General features: G+C 60.1%; 14 protein-coding genes. 7 read left to right on the top strand and 7 right to left on the bottom strand.

Going from position 1 to position 18,639, the window contains the following annotated elements:
- Positions 1-132 precede the first annotated feature (132 nt).
- Both J5M66_RS02585 and oadA read left to right on the top strand, forming a co-directional pair.
- Entirely contained in the window at positions 133-1,548 is a 1,416-nt protein-coding gene (locus J5M66_RS02585) for an acetyl-CoA carboxylase biotin carboxylase subunit (protein WP_024014853.1), read from the top strand.
- A gap of 101 nt (positions 1,549-1,649) precedes the next feature.
- Positions 1,650-3,458 carry a sodium-extruding oxaloacetate decarboxylase subunit alpha gene (gene oadA, locus J5M66_RS02580; RefSeq protein ID WP_207807596.1) on the top strand — a complete coding sequence of 603 codons (1,809 nt, stop codon included), beginning with the start codon at positions 1,650-1,652 and terminating at the stop codon, positions 3,456-3,458.
- Positions 3,459-3,669: 211 nt separating this feature from the next.
- On the opposite strand, the gene J5M66_RS02575 is transcribed toward oadA, so the two are convergent.
- The gene (locus J5M66_RS02575) at positions 3,670-5,889 is read right to left on the bottom strand and encodes an autotransporter outer membrane beta-barrel domain-containing protein (protein WP_207807595.1); all 2,220 of its coding nucleotides are present in this window, start codon (positions 5,887-5,889) and stop codon (positions 3,670-3,672) included.
- Between the two features lie 56 nt (positions 5,890-5,945).
- Between J5M66_RS02575 and J5M66_RS02570 the strand changes: the two genes are divergently transcribed.
- Genes J5M66_RS02570 through J5M66_RS02560 form a run of 3 tightly spaced genes read left to right on the top strand, consistent with a single transcriptional unit; the run spans position 5,946 to position 7,883 of the window.
- Positions 5,946-6,230, top strand: a complete 285-nt coding sequence (locus J5M66_RS02570; protein ID WP_160767981.1) for a hypothetical protein — start codon at positions 5,946-5,948, stop codon at positions 6,228-6,230.
- A 28-nt stretch (positions 6,231-6,258) separates the two neighbouring features.
- Entirely contained in the window at positions 6,259-7,608 is a 1,350-nt protein-coding gene (locus tag J5M66_RS02565; RefSeq protein ID WP_207807594.1) for a HipA domain-containing protein, read from the top strand.
- The gene (locus tag J5M66_RS02560) at positions 7,605-7,883 is read left to right on the top strand and encodes a helix-turn-helix transcriptional regulator (RefSeq protein ID WP_071171374.1); all 279 of its coding nucleotides are present in this window, start codon (positions 7,605-7,607) and stop codon (positions 7,881-7,883) included. The genes J5M66_RS02565 and J5M66_RS02560 overlap by 4 nt, the downstream gene beginning before the upstream one ends.
- Positions 7,884-7,890: 7 nt before the next feature.
- Here the strand turns inward: J5M66_RS02560 and J5M66_RS02555 are convergent, their stop codons facing one another.
- Positions 7,891-8,727: an amino acid ABC transporter permease gene (locus J5M66_RS02555; protein ID WP_041476583.1), complete on the bottom strand. Its 837-nt coding sequence runs from the start codon at positions 8,725-8,727 to the stop codon at positions 7,891-7,893.
- Entirely contained in the window at positions 8,724-9,542 is an 819-nt protein-coding gene (locus J5M66_RS02550) for an ABC transporter substrate-binding protein (RefSeq protein WP_207807593.1), read from the bottom strand. The genes J5M66_RS02555 and J5M66_RS02550 overlap by 4 nt, the downstream gene beginning before the upstream one ends.
- A 113-nt stretch (positions 9,543-9,655) precedes the next feature.
- On the opposite strand from J5M66_RS02550, the gene J5M66_RS02545 reads away from it, so the two are divergent.
- The gene (locus J5M66_RS02545; RefSeq protein WP_207807592.1) at positions 9,656-10,558 is read left to right on the top strand and encodes a homocysteine S-methyltransferase family protein; all 903 of its coding nucleotides are present in this window, start codon (positions 9,656-9,658) and stop codon (positions 10,556-10,558) included.
- Positions 10,559-10,678: 120 nt separating this feature from the next.
- Here the strand turns inward: J5M66_RS02545 and J5M66_RS02540 are convergent, their stop codons facing one another.
- From J5M66_RS02540 to J5M66_RS02530, 3 genes are read right to left on the bottom strand one after another with little or no spacing between them, the layout of a single operon-like run.
- Positions 10,679-11,350 carry a GNAT family protein gene (locus J5M66_RS02540; RefSeq protein ID WP_207807591.1) on the bottom strand — a complete coding sequence of 224 codons (672 nt, stop codon included), beginning with the start codon at positions 11,348-11,350 and terminating at the stop codon, positions 10,679-10,681.
- A 12-nt stretch (positions 11,351-11,362) separates the two neighbouring features.
- On the bottom strand, positions 11,363-11,809 hold the full coding sequence (locus tag J5M66_RS02535; protein WP_123441876.1) for a GNAT family N-acetyltransferase: 447 nt from the start codon (positions 11,807-11,809) through the stop codon (positions 11,363-11,365).
- 10 nt (positions 11,810-11,819) lie between these two features.
- Positions 11,820-12,443: an FMN-binding negative transcriptional regulator gene (locus J5M66_RS02530; protein WP_073471070.1), complete on the bottom strand. Its 624-nt coding sequence runs from the start codon at positions 12,441-12,443 to the stop codon at positions 11,820-11,822.
- Positions 12,444-12,536: 93 nt separating this feature from the next.
- Between J5M66_RS02530 and J5M66_RS02525 the strand changes: the two genes are divergently transcribed.
- Complete coding sequence (locus J5M66_RS02525; protein WP_207807590.1) at positions 12,537-14,075, top strand: PLP-dependent aminotransferase family protein; 1,539 nt, start codon at positions 12,537-12,539, stop codon at positions 14,073-14,075.
- Here J5M66_RS02525 and J5M66_RS02520 read toward each other — a convergent pair.
- Positions 14,032-18,636, bottom strand: coding sequence for a DUF6543 domain-containing protein (locus J5M66_RS02520; protein WP_207807589.1), 4,605 nt, complete (start codon positions 18,634-18,636; stop codon positions 14,032-14,034). The genes J5M66_RS02525 and J5M66_RS02520 overlap by 44 nt on opposite strands.
- Between the last annotated feature and the right edge of the window lie 3 nt (positions 18,637-18,639).

Genomic DNA, 18,639 nt, shown 5'->3' with positions numbered 1-18,639 from the left:
ACCCAATTTTTATTCATTTTTGTTAATCCCTCAGCAGCGCTAGTGTGGACCTGCGACTGAATTGAAACATTTGGTCACGCGTCGACCTGGCTCCAGCAGGTCGTGGTGCCACCGGCTCAAGGGAACCTCCAAGTGATAAAAAAGATCCTGATCGCCAACCGTGGTGAGATTGCCGTACGCATCGTACGAGCCTGCGCCGAAATGGGCATTCGCTCGGTTGCGATTTTCTCCGATGCCGATCGCCATGCCTTGCATGTAAAGCGTGCGGACGAGGCCCACAGCGTCGGTGCCGAGCCACTGGCCGGTTACCTGAACCCGCGCAAGCTGGTGAACCTCGCCGTGGAAACCGGCTGCGATGCGCTGCACCCCGGCTACGGTTTCCTGTCGGAAAACGCCGAGCTGGCGGAAATCTGCGCTGAGCGCGGCATCAAATTCATCGGCCCGTCGGCGGAAGTCATCCGGCGCATGGGCGACAAGACCGAAGCGCGGCGCAGCATGATCAAGGCCGGCGTACCGGTGACGCCCGGCACCGAGGGCAACGTCTCCGGCATCGAAGAAGCCTTGGTTGAGGGCGACCGCATCGGTTACCCGGTAATGCTCAAGGCCACCTCCGGTGGTGGCGGTCGCGGTATCCGTCGCTGCAACAGCCGCGAAGAACTCGAACAGAACTTCCCTCGTGTCATCTCCGAAGCCACCAAGGCGTTCGGTTCGGCGGAAGTGTTCCTGGAAAAATGCATCGTCAATCCCAAGCACATCGAAGCGCAGATCCTTGGCGACAGCTTCGGCAACGTCGTGCATCTGTTCGAGCGTGACTGCTCGATCCAGCGCCGCAACCAGAAGCTGATCGAAATCGCGCCGAGTCCGCAACTGACCCCGGAACAGCGCGCCTACATCGGCGACCTGTCGGTGCGTGCGGCCAAGGCTGTGGGCTACGAGAACGCCGGCACCGTGGAGTTCCTGCTCGCCGAGGGCGAGGTGTACTTCATGGAAATGAACACGCGGGTGCAGGTGGAACACACCATCACCGAAGAAATCACCGGCATCGACATCGTCCGCGAACAGATTCGCATCGCTTCCGGCCTGCCACTGTCGGTAAAGCAGGAAGACATCCAGCACCGTGGCTTTGCGTTGCAGTTCCGTATCAACGCCGAAGACCCGAAGAACAACTTCCTTCCAAGCTTCGGCAAGATCACCCGTTACTACGCCCCCGGCGGCCCGGGCGTGCGCACCGACACGGCAATCTACACCGGCTACACCATTCCGCCGTTCTACGACTCGATGTGCCTGAAACTGGTGGTCTGGGCGCTGACTTGGGAAGAGGCGATGGACCGTGGTCTGCGGGCGCTGGACGACATGCGTCTGCAGGGCGTGAAGACCACCGCCGCGTACTACCAGGAAATCCTGCGCAACCCGGAATTCCGTAGCGGCCAGTTCAACACCAGCTTCGTTGAAAGCCACCCGGAACTGACCAACTACTCGATCAAGCGCAAACCCGAAGAGCTGGCCCTGGCCATCGCCGCCGCCATCGCCGCCCACGCAGGCCTATGAATGAAGCAGCTGCGAGCTTTCAGCTGCAAGCGGCAAGTAAAAGCAGATTGGCTTTTTCTTGCTGCTCGTAGCTTGAAGCTTGCCGCTATGAGGAGATACCAATGACTAAGAAGATCTTCGTTACCGACACCATCCTGCGCGACGCTCACCAATCGCTGCTCGCCACCCGCATGCGCACCGAAGACATGCTGCCGATCTGCGACAAGCTCGACAAGGTCGGCTACTGGTCGCTGGAATGCTGGGGCGGCGCGACGTTCGACGCCTGTGTGCGCTTTCTCAAGGAAGACCCGTGGGAGCGCCTGCGCCAACTGCGTGCGGCGCTGCCCAATACCCGCCTGCAAATGCTCCTGCGCGGGCAGAATCTGCTCGGCTATCGCCATTACAGCGACGACGTGGTCAAAGCCTTCGTCGCCAAAGCAGCGGTGAACGGCATCGACGTGTTCCGCATTTTCGATGCGATGAACGATGTGCGTAACCTGCGTGTTGCCATTGAAGCAGTGAAGGCTGCCGGCAAACATGCGCAAGGCACCATCGCCTACACCACCAGCCCGGTGCACACCATCGAGGCTTTCGTCACCCAGGCCAAGCAAATGGAATCCATGGGCTGCGACTCGGTGGCGATCAAGGACATGGCCGGTCTGCTGACTCCATACGCCACCGGTGAACTGGTGCGCGCGTTGAAAGCCGAGCAGTCGCTGCCGGTGTTCATCCACTCCCACGACACCGCTGGCCTGGCCGCCATGTGCCAGCTCAAGGCGATCGAAAACGGTGCCGACCACATCGACACCGCGATCTCCAGCTTCGCCTCGGGCACCAGCCACCCGGGCACCGAATCGATGGTCGCTGCGCTCAAGGGCACCGAGTACGACACCGGCCTGAATCTGGAGCTGCTCCAGGAAATCGGCCTGTACTTCTATGCCGTGCGCAAGAAGTACCACCAGTTCGAAAGCGAATTCACCGCGGTCGACACCCGTGTGCAGGTCAACCAGGTGCCGGGCGGGATGATTTCCAACCTCGCCAACCAGTTGAAAGAGCAGGGCGCTCTGAACCGCATGAGCGAAGTGCTCGCAGAAATCCCGCGCGTGCGTGAAGACCTTGGCTTCCCGCCGCTGGTGACTCCAACCTCGCAGATCGTCGGCACCCAGGCATTTTTCAACGTACTGGCCGGCGAGCGCTACAAGACCATCACCAACGAAGTGAAGCTGTATCTGCAGGGCGGCTACGGCAAGGCACCGGGCGTGGTCAATGAAAAACTGCGCCGTCAGGCGATCGGCAGCGAAGACGTCATCGACGTGCGCCCGGCCGATCTGCTCAAGCCGGAAATGACCAAGCTGCGTGCCGATATCGGTGCACTGGCCAAGTCCGAAGAAGACGTACTGACCTTCGCCATGTTCCCGGACATCGGCCGCAAGTTCCTCGAAGAGCGTGCCGCCGGCACCCTCACGCCGGAAGTGCTGTTGCCAATCCCGGAAGCGGGCGCCGTTGCTTCGGCGGGCGGCGAAGGCGTGCCGACCGAGTTCGTCATCGACGTCCACGGCGAAACCTATCGCGTCGATATCACCGGTGTCGGCGTCAAGGCTGAAGGCAAGCGCCACTTCTATCTGTCCATCGACGGCATGCCGGAAGAAGTGGTGTTCGAACCGCTCAACGAATTCGTTGGCGGCGGCAGCAGCAAACGCAAACAGGCCTCGGCACCAGGCCATGTCAGCACCACCATGCCGGGCAACATCGTCGATGTGCTGGTCAAGGAGGGCGACACCGTCAAGGCTGGCCAGGCGGTACTGATCACCGAAGCGATGAAGATGGAAACCGAAGTCCAGGCCGCCATTGCCGGCAAGGTTGCCGCGATTCATGTGGCCAAGGGCGACCGGGTCAACCCGGGCGAAATCCTCATCGAGATCGAAGGCTGAGATAACAGTCGCGATCCAACGCTTTAAACCTCGGGGGAGCATGTGCTCCCCTTTTTTTTGCCTGTGATTTTCCGACCTTGTCAGGTCATTGCCAGGGATCACATGTGGGAGCGAGCCTGCTTGCGAATGCGCCAGGTCAGCCAATAGCATCTTTGTATGATCCAGCGCTTTCGCGAGCAGGCTCGCTCCCACAGCAGGCGTGCTTAATCCATCAGAACGCCATGCGCCATTGACCCGCCACGCCATACGTTCGGCTGTCATTACCCAGCTCACCCGTTAAGCCCACGCCCAGTGTGTGCGCCGCCGATAGACCAAGGTCGAGCCCCGCATCCACCGCGAGGCTGTTCCGATCCAGTTCCGCCCCGGTCACTTCAAAGCGCTTGCCGCCCTTGCGCAGTTGCTGGCGGGTGTCGCTGTCGATCGCGCCGAAGGTATGTTTCCAGCCTGCGCTCAAGCGCGGGGTCAAATGCATGCCGTTATCCAGCGTATTGATCTGCGCAAGCCGCAGGCCAAAGGTGCTGCTGAAGTTGTCGCGAGTCTGCCCGAAGACTTTCAGCGCCGCGTCGCCGCCCTTTTCGTTGTAGCTGTCGCGTTGATAGCGCTGGTAGCCGAGGCTGGCGTAGGGCTCGAGGATCACGCTATCCCGGCCGAGATTGAACCCGGCTTCGGCGAATGCCTGTTGAGTATTGGCGTCGTAATTGCCCTTGAGACGATCGCTGAAACCCTTGAATGCGACCCTCCGTGTGCTGCTGCCGTCATGGCTGGCGTAGGTCGCGCCGAGGCGCAGCGACAGCGGGCCGTCCTGACGCATGGCGTAGGCGCCGAGATGCCAGCTGTCGAGATCGCCGTCGTACTGGCGGGCATCGAATTTCGTCTGCGATTTGCCGCCAATCAGGCCGACATGCCAGTGCTCGTCGAGTCGCCAGTCAGCGCCTACGACCAGCCCTTGCGTGGCATGTTGGAGGATGCCGTCAGCGTCGCGATCAACCTTGCCGCCGAGGCCCAACGCCTGAATCCACACCCGCCCGGAGTCTTCGTTGCCTGCGGCCTGACGCGGTGAACTGCGCGAGCCGTAGGTCGAGGCGGAATGATTGTCCAGCTGCCGCATTGCCGAAAGCATGCTCGTACTGACCGGCGTGATACTGCTCAGCGTGGCTTTGGCGAGGTTGGCATTGCTGCCTGCGGCAAGTTGATCGAGGGCGATGGGCGCGGTGGTTTTATCGCTGGTCAGCAGTGCGGCTACTGCCGCGTTAGCAGGTTTTGTAAGTTGAGGCACGGGCTGGGCGGCGGCTTCGCTGGTTTGCGCAGTCAAGATTTCGTTTGGTATCGATGAGGTCGCTGGCGCGGAGTCTTCAATCAGGGCTGCAACCGAGGTCAGGACTGGCACTGGCACTGGCACTGGCACTGCGATGACCGCTGCCGTAGGAGTTGAAGCGGGCATTGGCGAAGTGGGTGTTGAGGTCGGTGCAGTAGTAGCAATTAATGCTTCCTGCCCGGTAATACTGCCTGCAAGTGCAGCTGCGTTTTCCGTAGGCGCGAGGCTTTCAAGTGTTACATCATTGCGAGCGTAAGTCAGCCCAACCGATTTCTTGTTGTATTGAGCCGTGGCCGTCATATACGCCAGATCGTTCTCGATCCTGCCAAACTCGCCTTTCACCTCACGGGCTTCGATGATTTTGTATTGGCTGCTCTGCGGATATTCACCCGCCGCGACGACTTTCAGGGTGGCGCCGTCAAGCTGAGCTGTGCCATCGACCTTGATCGTCTGACCACCAGCGGGAGTGACCTCGTAAGCCAATTCGGCACCAGGCGCCAAGTGCAAATTACCTTTCACTCGCGGTGCGCCAAGCGCTGCATTGACGGTGAGCAGCCCACCCACCTCAAGATTTCCCACCGTGCCTTTACCGGCGAAACTGCCGCCATTCTGGACATACACATTACCCTTGATGCTGCCAAGGTTGGTCAGTGCCCCACCGCTGTTGACCAGAACGCCTTCATGAAAATCACCCTTTGAGCTCAGCGTCCAGTTGCCTTGGGCGACGAATAACCCATTGAAGTTGCGCGTGTCGTTCAACGCGCCGCCATCCGTAGCATTCAGAAACAACACGTTATCGCCCTTGCCGCCATCCAGCCGGCCAGTGAAGCTTGCGCCGTCTGTGAGGGTAATCAAGTCGTTGACGTCAGTCCCTTTGAACACGGTTTCCGGTGTCGTGAAGGTGATCGGTACCGTGCTCGCGTCAGTGAGAAAACCCTGGAGCCGTTCCATCGCCTGTTGCTTGGGGTTGGCTTCGGGCTGCTCCGTCGTTTCCATGCTTGGGGGCTGCTCAATTGCTTCAGTGGACTGCTCGGCGTTAGCCAGCGCTGCGCCACCCAGCGCCAGTGAAATAGCCAGAGCCAGGTGTTTTGGTGCGAATAGGTGTTGAGTGGGCATCAGGTTCGATTTCCGTATCGAGAAAATCCAACTCTATTGCTACCCGAGAAAAACCGATGTCGGCCGCTTCCCGCATCCACGCAGGCGACATCGGATCGTTCTGTGGAAAATCCTCACTGGATTTCGCAAACAATTCTTTTGCGCGGCGCCGCTTGTTCTTTTTCCTACAGCTTTCGCTTGAAGACGGCATTTTTATCAGCGTGAAGTTAAATGCTTATCTGCATTATTTTGCAGTTGGTAAGTTAGTAGCGAGGGCTGATGTGCATTTTGTTGCAGATTTGGGGCGTCTTCGGCTGCCAGAATGCACTATATTGCAATTATCGAAAATTTCTCTTTCTTGAAACGCATTAAAATGCGCACGGAATCAACATGTACAACCTGACACTCCAGATCTTCACCGCCGGGCAATGGCACGACGCGATGATTCTTGACTTCGATGATCCGGAAAAAGGCTTCGAAAGCCGCTGCAGTTTTGGCTATGAAGCGGACTATCTGGTGGAAAACATCGAGTTGATCGGGTCGCCTTTTTCCCAAGCCGTGAGTGCCCTGTATCCGCTGGATTGGGAAGGTCGGCGCGCGAAGACACCAGCCTTTGTCCACGACATCGCACCGGCAGGCGCAGCCAAGCGGTTTCTGCTCGCCCGCCTGGGTCAGGAAAGACCCGCCGAGATCAGCGCCGATCTGTTTCTGCTGGGTCGCAGTACACCGGCTCCCATTGGCAACATGCGAATAAAGGAATCGGCGGAAGCAGTCGATGAGAGGAAGCCGATCGGATTCAAGCGCGAGGAGGTCATTAGCCGCGACAACCGCTTTCTTGAATATGCCTACGAGCTAGGCGCGGCCATCGGTGGCGCGACGGGGGCAGGTGGGGAAGCTCCGAAGCTATTACTGGCAGAGAACAGCGCCGGGCTTCTGTATCCCGATGCGGTACTGGACGATGAAGAAGTGCGACAGCACTGGTTCGTGAAATTCGCCAGAAACAGGGGCGGGCAGACCGACCAGGACATCCTGCGCAGCGAATTCCATTACTACAAAGCGCTGCAGACATTGGGCATCGAAACGGTCGCGGCAGAAGGCCTGGCCTTGGAAGAGGCGAACAAACCGAGTTTGTGGATGCGGCGTTTTGATCGACAAGTGAAAGATGGAGCGGTGTCGCGTTTTGCCGTCGAATCGATTTATTCGCTGGCTGAAGTGACGACGCCAGGCAGCGCCATGAATCATCTGGAAGTGATCCGCATGCTCGCCGGGCTCTGGCGCAAAGCGGGTCAGGCCAGCCAGATTGCCGGCCTCGTCGCCGATTATCTGCGTCGCGACCTGATCAATAAAATCCTCGGAAACTCCGATAACCACGGTCGTAACACGGCGATCATCCGGCAAGAGAACGCTTTCCAGCTCGCGCCGATTTATGACCTCGCCCCGATGGTCATGGATGACGAAGGCGTGACTCGTACGACCAAATGGCCAAGAGAGTTGGAGCGGGCGGGCGATGTCGATTGGCGAGGTGTCTGCCGCGTATTGGCCGATAGCGCAGATCCGCACGATTCGTTGGCGGGGCTGGATGCCTCGGCGCTGTTCGAGGGCCTGCGCGCGGATGCCCGCCGTCTGGCCGCACTGCCGGATATTCTTGCGGCCAGCGGTTTGCCCGCCAGAACCATGAATCACCCGAGCGTTCATCTGAAAAACCTCGAGCAACGTTTGAAAGAGTGGGACCTGCAATGAGTCTGACCGTCCTCGAGCGCACGGCGCTCATCGAAAGCATTCAGCAATCACTGGCCGAAGGCACTCTGGAAATCGGTGACGCCGTGCGCCGTTTACGGGTCGAAGTCACCGGTCTGCATCAGTCCCAGTTCGCGAAGATGTGCAAGATTTCAGTGCGCACGCTGGTGCATATCGAACATGGCGAAGGCAATCAGACCCTGAAGTCGCTGAACGCGGTGTTCCGCCCCTTCGGCATGAAAATGGGCGTAGTGCGGATTCGCCGGGACACCATTTGAATGCACCTCAACTACGGCGTACATACGCCTTGCCGTAATGCCGCTCCATCCGTGCCTGAATCAGCTCCAGCCCGATCGACATCAGCCAGTAGATGATCGCCGCCGTGGTGAGCATTTCGATGTAGCGATAGCTTGAGCGCCCGTAGGACTGGGCGAGAAACATGACTTCCCAGACACCCATCACCGAGATCAGCGACGAGTCCTTGAGCATCGAGATGAACTGGTTGGTGGTCGGCGGGATGATGGTGCGCATGGCCTGGGGCAGGGTGATGCGCCAGAAGATCACGCTTTCGCGCAGGCCCAGCGCCAGGGATGCTTCGCGTTGGCCGTGATCGACGCCGAGGATGCCGGCGCGGAAGATTTCGCTCAGGTAGGCGCCATAGTTCAGCGACAGGGCAATGATGCCGGCGACGATGGCGCCGGGGACGATGCCCAGTTGCGGCAGGCCGAGGTAGATCAGCAGGATCTGGATCAGCAGTGGCGTGCCGCGAAAGAACGAGGTGTAGAAACTGGCGATGCCAAACGCCACGGCGCTGTTCGACAGGCGCGCCAGCGCGGTGATGAAACCGAGCAGCGACGAGGCGATGATCGAGCATGCGCAGAGAAACAGCGTCAGCGCTGCGCCTTGCAGGAAGCCGTTCGGCGCCAGCTTCAGGCCAACGAGGTTGGGCAGCTTGTCGAGGATGATCGCGAACTTCAGGTCGAAGCTGAGGAAGAATCCGGCAAACAGGCAGAACAGCGCCGCCCACGTCAGGTACAGGCGCGTTCGGAAACCAAAGAGCTTTTGCAGGCGTGTTTCAGCCACCGGTTGCGGTGGCTGGGGCGGGGTCGGAAAGGAAGTCATTGGCTGATATCGGCGCCGATCCATTTCTGCGACAGCTTGCTCAGGGTGCCGTCCTGTTTCAGTTGTGCGAACACCTCGCGCACCTTGGCGTCCCACTGCGGATCACCCTTTTCGATGGCCACCGAGTTCGGTTCCGAGTAGAGCGGTTCGCCGGCCAATTTGAAGCGCTGGTCCTGGTTCAGGCGCGGCTGTGCGGTGACCAGATTGGTGAGGATCGCATCCAGGCGCACGCCGCCGCCCAGGCCCAGATCCTGGAAGGCGACGTTGTCGGTGTCGTACGGGGCGATCTGCACATCCTCGAACGGATACTGCAACTGCGTATCCTCGGCGCCTTCGATGACCAGGTTCTTGTTCAGATAACTTTCGTAGCTGGAGGCGCTGGTGAGGCCAACCTTTTTGCCGCTCAGGTCCTTGGCGCTGTGAATGCGATCGTCCTTGGCGTTGACCACGATCACCGCTGGCGAAGCGTAATACTCGACCGGGAAGTCGAACACTTCGGCGCGGGCCTTGCTCGGGGTCATCGAGCAGATGCAGATGTCGTAGCGCCCGCTCCAGCGGCCGGCGGCGATCACGTCCCAGGACGGCGTTTCCAGACGCAGTTTGACGCCAAGCTTGTCCGCCACCGCTTTGGCAACGTCGACATCGAAACCGTCGAGTTGATTCTGCTCATTGAGAAACGAGAAGGGCGGATAGCTTTCCATGAGCACGCCGACCAGCTCTTTTTTCTGTTCGACACGGTCCAGCGTCGCGCCGCCGAAGGCTTGGGTGGAGGCCAGAATGGTCAGGCCCAGGGCCAATAGCGGTTGGAATTTCACAGTCGCTTCCTGTTGAAAAAAGAGGTTGTTATTAACCGAGTGGTGCGTATTAAATAGTTATAAGAACGACTCTGATAGTGAGTTATTTTCATAAGCATATGAGTGAAAAGCATATGGGCGCAGCGAACAGGGTCATTCTCGATGGCGGCATGGGCCGCGAGTTGCAACGCGCCGGCGCACCGTTTCGCCAACCGGAGTGGTCGGCACTGGCGCTGAGTGAAGCGCCGCAGGCGGTCGAGGCGGTGCATGCCGCGTACATCAACAGCGGCGCCGACGTGATCACCAGCAACAATTACGCGGTGGTGCCGTTTCACATTGGCGAGGCGCGCTTTGCGGCTGAGGGCCAGGCGCTCGCGGCACTGGCGGGGGAGTTGGCGCGGCGGGCGGTGCAGGCATCCGGCAAGCCAGTGCGTGTTGCCGGGTCGTTGCCGCCGCTGTTTGGTTCGTATCGTCCGGATCTGTTCGAAGCGGATCGCGTGACCGAGCTGCTGACGCCGCTGGTCAATGGGTTGGCCCCGCATGTTGATCTGTGGCTGGCGGAAACCCAGAGTTCGATTATCGAGGCGCGGGCCATTCACGCCGGGTTGCCGAAGGACGGCAAACCGTTCTGGCTGTCGTTCACCCTCAAGGATGAAGACACCGATGAAGTGCCGCGCCTGCGCTCCGGTGAGCCGGTAGCCGAAGCGGCTGCGGTGGCGGCTGAACTTGGTGTCGAAACCCTGCTGTTCAATTGCAGTCAGCCTGAAGTGATTGGCGCGGCCATCGACGCGGCGCGCGCAACCTTTGAGCGTCTCGGCGTCACGATCAATATCGGCGCGTATGCCAACGCGTTTCCTCCGCAACCGAAAGAAGCCACGGCCAACGACGGGCTCGACCCGTTGCGTGACGATCTCGATCCGCCGGGGTATCTGCACTGGGCGCTGGACTGGCAACAGCGCGGCGCCAGTCATCTGGGGGGTTGCTGCGGGATCGGCCCGGAGCACATTGCGGTGCTGGCGCAAGAACTGCGTCGTTAAGAAAGAACCCGCCAATTGTGGGAGCGAGCCTGCTCGCGAAAGCGGTCAGTCAGTCAATATTTCAGTGACTGACACAGCGCCTTCGCGAGCAGGCTCGCTCCCACAGGGGCTTTGTGACGATCAGCTACGGCACTCGGCCAAGCCTTTCACCTGGCCATCAGGCGTCTGGTTTTCATCGCTCAGCCAGCGCTCGAATCCCGCACCGATCGCCGGCCATTCCGCATCCAGAATCGAATACCACGCGGTGTCGCGGTTCTGCCCCTTGACCACCATGTGCTGGCGAAACACCCCTTCGAAACTGAAGCCCAGACGCTCCGCCGCGTATTTGGAGCGGGCGTTGCCGTTGTTGCACTTCCATTCCAGGCGCCGGTAACCCAACTCGAACGAATACTTGGCCAGCAGGTACACCGCCTCGGTGCTTTTCGGCGAGCGTTGCATTGGCGCACCGAAAGTGACGTGGCCGATTTCGATGCGGCCCTGCGCCGGGACGATCGACATCAGGCTGAGGATGCCTTGCACCTGACCAGTCGCGCGGTCGATGACGCTGAAGAAATATGGGTCGCTGTTGGCCGCATGATTGTTCAGCCAGTCGTTGAACGCGCTGCGCTCGCGAAACGGACCGTAAGGCAAGTAATCCCAGAGCTTCGGATCGGCACCCGGCCCTTCGAGGGCGGCGTAAAGCTCATCGCCATGGCGCGCAGGGTCGAGTTTTTCCAGACGAATGAAACGGCCCTCAAGCAGGGTGGCGGAGGGGGCGGGGACGCCTTTCCAGTCAGCGAGTGAAGCGGTCATGTGCGCGTCTCCTTACAGTGCCTTGCGAAATTGGATGAAGCCCGGGCGTTCAGCGATGCGCTCGTAGAGCTGGATCGCGGTGGCGTTGGTTTCATGGGTCAGCCAGTGGACTTTGCAGCAACCATCTGCCTTGGCGGTAGCGTAGACATGCTCGATCAACAGCCGACCGACACCGGTGCCACGGGCTTCCGGCACCACCAGCAGATCCTGCAGATAGCAGGAGTTTTCGATGCTCCAGTTCGAGCGATGATAGATGTAATGCACCATGCCCAACGCTTTGCCTTCAGCCCAGGCGAGGGCGGCGTGGGTCGGTTCATTCGGGTCGAGAAAGCGCTGCCAGGTGCTTTGGGTGACGGCGCCCGGCAGTTCGGTGTTGTAGAAGCGCAGGTACGCCTGCCATAGCGGCAGCCAAGCGGCGTGGTCATTGGCGCTGACCGGGCGAATGTCGATCTGGGTCATGGGTAGATCCTTAGCGCATCAGGCTGGCAAGGGTTTGGTCGTTGGCGTCGGGGCTGGCGGCGAGGCCTTCGCGCACCCCGGCGATATCTTCGGCGCTACGGTTTTGGCTGAGCTTGCGTTTGCCTTCGAGGCGGTCGATGGGAATGGCAAAACCGACGATGGCTTTGAGCATGGTGTCGATGTAATCGGCTGGCGCATCGTCCACCGACCACGGCTGGGCACGGCCTGCCTCGTGACGGTCGGTGAGGGTGCTGACGATGTCGAGCAACCGGCCGCCATCGCTGAAGGTCTCGGCCTGGCCGTAGGCGTGCACGGCGATGTAGTTCCAGGTCGGCACGACTTTGCCGTGCTCGGCTTTGCTCGGATACAAGCTTGGGCTGACGTAGGCGTCCGGGCCGGCGAAGATCAGCATGGCCTCGGCGCCGTCACGCAGGTCTTTCCACTGCGGATTGGCCTTGGCCAGATGGCCGTAGAGCGTGCCGTATTCGCCCTGTTCGCGATGCAGCAGCACCGGCACGTGGCTGGCTTGCAGGCCGCTTTCGCCGTGGCTGACCAGAATGGCCAGGCGCGTGGCGAGGATCAGTTCGTGCAGTTGGGACAAGTCTTCGATGGCAAAGGCGCGTGGCGTGTACATGGACAGATTTTCCTTGGCGAATGCCTGCATCCTAGGCAGGCTATTGGTCCGTTGTAAGAGCCATTGCTGAGCCATTTCATAGGTCCATTCGCCATGCCTGATCTGCCACCCTTGTCGATGCCTTTCAATCCGGCCGGAATCGAGCTTGATCGCCGTCAGGGCCTGAGCCGCCAGCTCTATCAGGCTCTGCGCCTGCGGGTGCTGGATGGACGTCTGGCCAGTGGCACGCGATTGCCGGCCAGCCGAGATCTGGCCTCGGCGCTGGGCATTTCCCGCAACAGCGTGGTGCGCGCCTACGATCAGTTGTATGCCGAGGGCTTTATCGAAGGGCGCGTGGGCGACGGTACTTACGTGGCGCAATTGGCTCAGGCATCCACGCCTGAGAAAAAACTATCCACAAATTCATCCACAGGCTTACCCACAGCCTTATCCACAAATTGGCTGGATTTACCTGTGAATTCATCCAGCAAAGTTATCCACAGCGACGGATTTTCCCGCATTGAAAAGCATCATTTGCCGCGACCACCGAGCGGTCCGCCGCGTGCTTTTCGGGTGGGTGTGCCTGCATTCGATCTGTTTCCGTTCGAGGTTTGGGCCAAGCTCAACGCGGCTTTCTGGCGCAAACCGGATCTGCAGCAGCTGTGTTACGGCGACCCGGCCGGTGACGCGCGGCTGCGCGGCATGATTGCTGCGTATTTGCGCAGCTCGCGCGGTATGCAGTGCACGGCTGAGCAAATTGTGATCACCAGTGGCGCGCAGCAGGGCATCAGCCTTTGTGCACAGCTGCTGGTCGAGCCTGGGGACGGCGTGGCGATCGAGAATCCGGGCTATCGCGCGGCCGGACATGCCTTCGCTGTAGCGGGGGCGAAATTGCATGGGGTGGCGGTAGACAGCGACGGCATTGATTGCAGCGCCATGGCTCAGCTCAGCGATTGTCGGGTGGCTTACGTGACGCCGTCTCATCAGTACCCGACCGGTGTGGTGATGAGCCTGGCCCGGCGTCTGGAGCTGCTCGCCTGGGCCGAGCGTGTCGGCGGCTGGATCGTCGAGGATGATTACGACGGCGAGTACCGCTACACCGGCGCACCGCTGGCGCCGTTAGCGGCACTTGACCGTCAGGGGCGTGTGCTCTACGTCGGCACGTTTGGCAAAGTCGCTTTTCCGGCGTTACGCCTGGGTTATCTGGTGCTGCCGCCCGCGCTGGTCGAGGCGTTCGCGCAACGCCGCGCCGTCGATGTGCGGCACTCGGAGGTCAGCACGCAAGCGGTGATGGCCGAATTCATGGCCGCCGGGCATTTCCAGCGGCATATCCGCCGCATGCGCCGGGCTGCGCTGAGCCGACGCAACTGCCTGCTCGAAGGCTGGCCGACGGTCGCCGGCGTCGGTCAACTGCCCGCCGTGCCGGCCGGGCTGCACTTGACCGTCGCCGTGGACAGCATCGAGCGCGAGCAGCAATTGATCGCTCAGGCCGCTGAGGTCGATGTCGAAATCAACGGCCTGAGCAGCTACTGGCTCCCCGATTCGACTACGCCCATGGATAAGCGCGCCGGCCTGGTGTTGGGGTTCGCTGCTGTACCAGAGCCAGCAATCAAAGCGGCGCTGTCGCGTCTGCGGCAGGCTTGGCGAGATTGAAGAACAGCGTTTCGGCGCTGCGACTGGAAATTTCGCTGCGATGGATTTCGATCAGCCTCTGATTATCCACATCGGTTATTTCAGAGGTGCCTCCCAGGCGGTGCTGGGCAACTGTCTTCATGTGTCCACGCAAAAATGCGCCATCGGGCGCGTCGGCGCTGCTGTAATGGAAATGCGCATAGCAGAGGACCTTGTCGGTATGCGCATCACGAATCTGATACTCGTCAAGGAAGTCATTCTTATGGCGCCTCAGGCGCCGTCGGGTCAGGGTTTTCGAAATGTTCACTTCGCCCTTGTCCTTGAGCCACTCGACCCCGGCGGCTGTTGGTAGTTGTTGCTTGACCAGACGGATTCGTGTGCTGGTGCCCTTTTCCTCCAGCGTCGTAGCCGCAGCGTCGAGCTTGTGGTTGAGCGTCTCGGACGGTTCATGCAGAGCAGCGGTGAGGTTACTCGCCGTCAACGCTTCATCGATGGCGGCACCGGCCTTGCGCAACAGGGCGGCGTGGTTGTGGTATTCCTCTTCGACTTCCACCGGAATGCGCGAGCCGCGTTTGAGGCGCGCCTCGATGCGCCGATGGAACGCCGCCAGCCCGTCGATCAAGGCCTGCCCTGCGCTGATGCTGTTGTTGAGGTTGGGCCGGGCTTTTGGCGACGGTGCCGGCCGTGCATTCTGTTCGACCCAGATACCTGGCGACTCCTCCTTGAATGTCGCGATGACTCTCGTCAGTGCTGTACTGACCTCGACCAGATCGGTGTCTTTGCCGTCGAGGCTTTTTTTCCGTTCGCCGACCAGGATGCCCTTGTTGCGCGTCTTGATGATCTGCCGATTCGAAGATGACGTGGAAGGTCTCGACGGACCGGCTTGCGGCACCAGTAAATGCCGGTAGCGCAACAGATCGGCGAGTCGATTGTCGGCGCTTTCCTTGAATGCGGCCACTCGCGCCTGCAACTGCTTGAGTCGCTCCGTGTGTATGTGTTCGGAATATTCACTCGCCAGGTCATCGAATCGCTTGTCCACGGAAGCAAACTGTTCGCTCACCTGGCTCAGGGCGTCGATGCGTATGCGCAGATCACTGAGGCTTTCATCGGCGCTCAGGTCCCGTGAACTCTGAACGTTCAGCGCAGCATCTTCGAACAGACCGGCCAGCGCTTGTTGTGCCTCGACATGAGCGGTGGAATCGCCGGGCTTGATGCAGGTGTACTGGCCGAGACTGATCTGCAAAGTCTTCAGATCATCCAGCGGGTAGGGCGCAAGGCTGATGTTGTATTTCTGCTTTACATCAAAGCCATCCGGTCCCAGCCTGGTGAGCTCCTTCATGCAGGCTTCAGCCGACTCCATTTTCTCGATAATGGTTTGAGTGACATCGTTCAACTGTTCGAACGCAGAGGTGGCTGCCTGCGATTCGCTGCGCAGTTCGTCGTCGAGTATCGCCTGCACCGCCAGTACCCGCTGCTGGTAATCCGAAGCGTTATTACTCAGCCACTCCTGTCCCAGAAACAACTGCATGTCCAACCGCTCCGGCATTACCGTGCGGTAGTTGGGAATGGATTGCTTGCAGTTGAGTTTCTTGATCAGCTTAATGTTTGCGGCATATTCGTTGTGCTGTGAATCGAGCGTGGCAAGGTACTGCGCAAGCGCTTGCTCGCGTGCCTGCGCAGGGGCATCGTGCAGGCTGTTGCGGTCTGCATCGAGACGGCTCCCTTTGCTCTCCATCGTCAAATCGAACGCAGTAATCTGCTCGGCCAATACGGCCACCTCCTTGGTTCTTATGCCTTGCGCGGCTTGGCGACCTTCTTCCAATCCGCCGCCGCGCAGACGCAAGCGCAGATCGATTACCCACTGGCCGTTGGCGGTATAGGCCAGCCTGGGTCCGGCAGGTCGGGTGGGCTGACGCGTATCGACAATGTGCACATCGCCATGCGCGTTGCGCGCGACTTCGAACCAGCGTTCACCGACGCGGGCGTACCATTTGTCTGCGTGGGCGTAGAGGCCTCGCTGCGCACCCTCTCTGGTGGCAGCGCCAAGCCCTTTGGGCTTGCCGACCTTGAACGTATCCAACAGCTTGGCGAGGGCCAACGGGGATCGTTTCAGCGCCGTGATGCTGTCGATCGATGTGCCATGGGCTTCGGTCAATTGCGGGCCGGTGATGTCCGGCTGGCGCAGCGCTTTGACGATTCTGGCGGCAGGTTTGCTCGTCGCTGTGTCCTCTTCGAGCGTCGTGGCCACGGGCGTCGATGGCGCATCACCGATTGCCGCACGATGGGCGAGCACCATGCCCAGCGCCAGAAGGATATCGGCGATGGCCGTCCAGGCGACTTTCGCCGATTGCTCGTTGGCGCCGTCGGTGATTTCCTGCAGATCATCCATGATCTGCCAGATCCACGCCGCTGTACCTACGCTGCGGCCCAGAAACGGCAGTGCGGCATTGAGCATCACCCATCCACCCTGTTTCAGCGAGGCCCAGCGTGCTTCTGCATCGGAGACCGATTGCCGGTCGGCTTGAGTGACAAGCGCCTTGACGTTGCGTTCGTGCAGGGTGGCGAGGACATCGCTGGCGATCACCTGAGTGCCCAGCGCGACCGCGCCGGACATGTCCAGTGCTGTGGTCGGGTTGATCATCAGTTGCGGGATCGTCCAAACCGACGGCAGCCTGGCGGTGAAGACGAACTGGCTGTAATTGAAGCGCACATCGTCCGGCAACCAGGCCAGTACCGAATCGCGCAGATGTCGCGAATGCTGGATCGCAAAGAGCAGATTGGCAAATCCCGGATATTGCAGCAGAGCCTTGTCGAACAACGGTCGATACAGCACGCACGGCCCTTTGTCGGCATCGCGCGGGCCTATGACATACATGTTGTCGACAGTGTCTGCGGTGGAGCGACTGCGATGGGCCACGAACGCCAATGGGCGAATGACGATTTCCTCGCCATCGACGTAGCGTTCTGCGTCAGTCGTGGCCAATGCGGCAACCACGTATCGATAACCCGATTCGTCAATGCCGGCTCTGCCCTGGATCTTGTGCTGCAACGCCAGCAATGGCAGCTCGACGCGTAGCTGACTGGTATACAGCCTTTCCAACCGTGACGCTTGCACTGAGTCGTCTATCAGTACGGCCTTGAGATGCGCCGGGTAGGTCTTGCCGATGTCGACCGTGCTGACCAGCTTCTCCAGAAAAGTCGCGCTCATCCACTCGGGTACGGGGCTGCCATCCTTGTACCGCACAGTCTTGTTGCCCAAGGGCAGGCCGGCGAGGTTTTGCAGGGCAAGCTCGGTCAGCGTCCATGTCTGAGTCTGAGTATTTCCCGGCAACACAAACGTGCCCCAGACCACGAGACTGGTGATGGTGATTTCGATGTTGTCGATGTCCAGGTCTTTGGCGTCGGGCTGCTCCTTGAGAATCTGTTTGATCAGCGCTGCCCGAGTGAACGCCTGCAGGCTGGTGATTTCATTCTGAAAGGATTTGCCGTTGTTCTCGTGCTGCAGCGTCGTCAGGTCCAGCAGGTGCCGGCTGTAACGTGTCTGATCGATGGGCAAGGCGTCGTTCAGCCAGTCCGGAAGCATCGGCTGTAAACGCTCGAAGTGCGCTTCGAGGCGCGGTGTCGGTTGTGCCGGTTTGCCGGCCGTGCCGGTATGCGGATAGACGCGTTTATCAGGGGAGTCCTGAAAAAAACTGATTTTGCCCAAGGCATCCGCTTCCAGGGAAATCAGGGTGCAGGCCTGCTGGTCGAAGAAATTGCCCTGGGGTTCGACCAGCCGCCACTTGAGATCTTCGCCCGAGGCGCTTGCGCCATATATCCGCAACAGAGCCTCGCCGAGTTCCTCCAGTGAATCGAAACGCTGAAAGCCCTGAGTAATCGCGTGGGTGAGAATCAACGTACGGTCTGCGATGCTGCCGACCAACACTGCGGCGTCGAGCAGGGTCAAGTGGCTTTGCGTGTCGGCGTTCCCCCGATCGAGATCAATCAGATATGCCTTTGCCGAGTACGGGGCGGGGGCCAGGCGTTGTTGCGGGTCGGGCTGTTTGAAAATCGCCTGGGCCATGGCGATTTCATCGGCATCCCAGCCGACGCTGGCATCGACGTTCCACAGGTTGCGCAGTGCCTCGGACAATTGCTGCCAGCGCGGTTGCCCGGGATAGGTGAACTCGTCCCAGTAGTCGACGTGCTGTTCCTTGTAGGCGATGAACAGCAGCGGTGCCAGTTCGTTGAGCAACAGGCCGATCGCATCGATCTTCACCGGCAGATGCGCAGGGGCTGGCACGCCGGGTTGCAGGGTCAGGTAATGCTCACCATCGAGGTACGTCACCGTGGTACCGGACAGGCCGAGCCGCACCAGGGCGTTGGTCAGCGATCCAGCCTGATACCCGTCGGGTACTACTCGACCCTCCACAATGGCCCAGGTGGGTTGCACGACCATCGCCAGACGCGGGTCTATGTCGAGATTCGGATACAACGTCTTGAGGGCTTCGCGCAGCGTTTTTGATGCGACTTCTTGCAGCGAGGGGCCGGTAACCAGCTGAGTCACGATATCGACGGCACTGGCTTTGGGAATGGCGGTCATGTT

It is taken from the genome of Pseudomonas sp. 67(2021) (assembly GCF_017491835.1).
Taxonomy (GTDB): domain Bacteria; phylum Pseudomonadota; class Gammaproteobacteria; order Pseudomonadales; family Pseudomonadaceae; genus Aquipseudomonas; species Aquipseudomonas atacamensis.
Note: the sequence above shows the minus strand (reverse complement) of the source record. Positions and strands in the feature narration are given on the sequence as shown.

Bases quoted from the DNA above. Each gene is read 5' to 3' on its own strand.
- J5M66_RS02565 (WP_207807594.1), top strand. From the start codon at position 6,259: ATGTACAACCTGACACTCCAGATCTTCACCGCCGGGCAATGGCACGAC.
- J5M66_RS02525 (WP_207807590.1), top strand. From the start codon at position 12,537: ATGCCTGATCTGCCACCCTTGTCGATGCCTTTCAATCCGGCCGGAATC.
- J5M66_RS02575 (WP_207807595.1), bottom strand. From the start codon at position 5,889: ATGCCCACTCAACACCTATTCGCACCAAAACACCTGGCTCTGGCTATT.
- J5M66_RS02520 (WP_207807589.1), bottom strand. From the start codon at position 18,636: ATGACCGCCATTCCCAAAGCCAGTGCCGTCGATATCGTGACTCAGCTG.
- oadA (WP_207807596.1), top strand. From the start codon at position 1,650: ATGACTAAGAAGATCTTCGTTACCGACACCATCCTGCGCGACGCTCAC.
- J5M66_RS02570 (WP_160767981.1), top strand. From the start codon at position 5,946: ATGTCGGCCGCTTCCCGCATCCACGCAGGCGACATCGGATCGTTCTGT.
- J5M66_RS02535 (WP_123441876.1), bottom strand. From the start codon at position 11,809: ATGACCCAGATCGACATTCGCCCGGTCAGCGCCAATGACCACGCCGCT.
- J5M66_RS02540 (WP_207807591.1), bottom strand. From the start codon at position 11,350: ATGACCGCTTCACTCGCTGACTGGAAAGGCGTCCCCGCCCCCTCCGCC.
- J5M66_RS02545 (WP_207807592.1), top strand. From the start codon at position 9,656: ATGGGCGCAGCGAACAGGGTCATTCTCGATGGCGGCATGGGCCGCGAG.
- J5M66_RS02530 (WP_073471070.1), bottom strand. From the start codon at position 12,443: ATGTACACGCCACGCGCCTTTGCCATCGAAGACTTGTCCCAACTGCAC.
- J5M66_RS02555 (WP_041476583.1), bottom strand. From the start codon at position 8,727: ATGACTTCCTTTCCGACCCCGCCCCAGCCACCGCAACCGGTGGCTGAA.
- J5M66_RS02560 (WP_071171374.1), top strand. From the start codon at position 7,605: ATGAGTCTGACCGTCCTCGAGCGCACGGCGCTCATCGAAAGCATTCAG.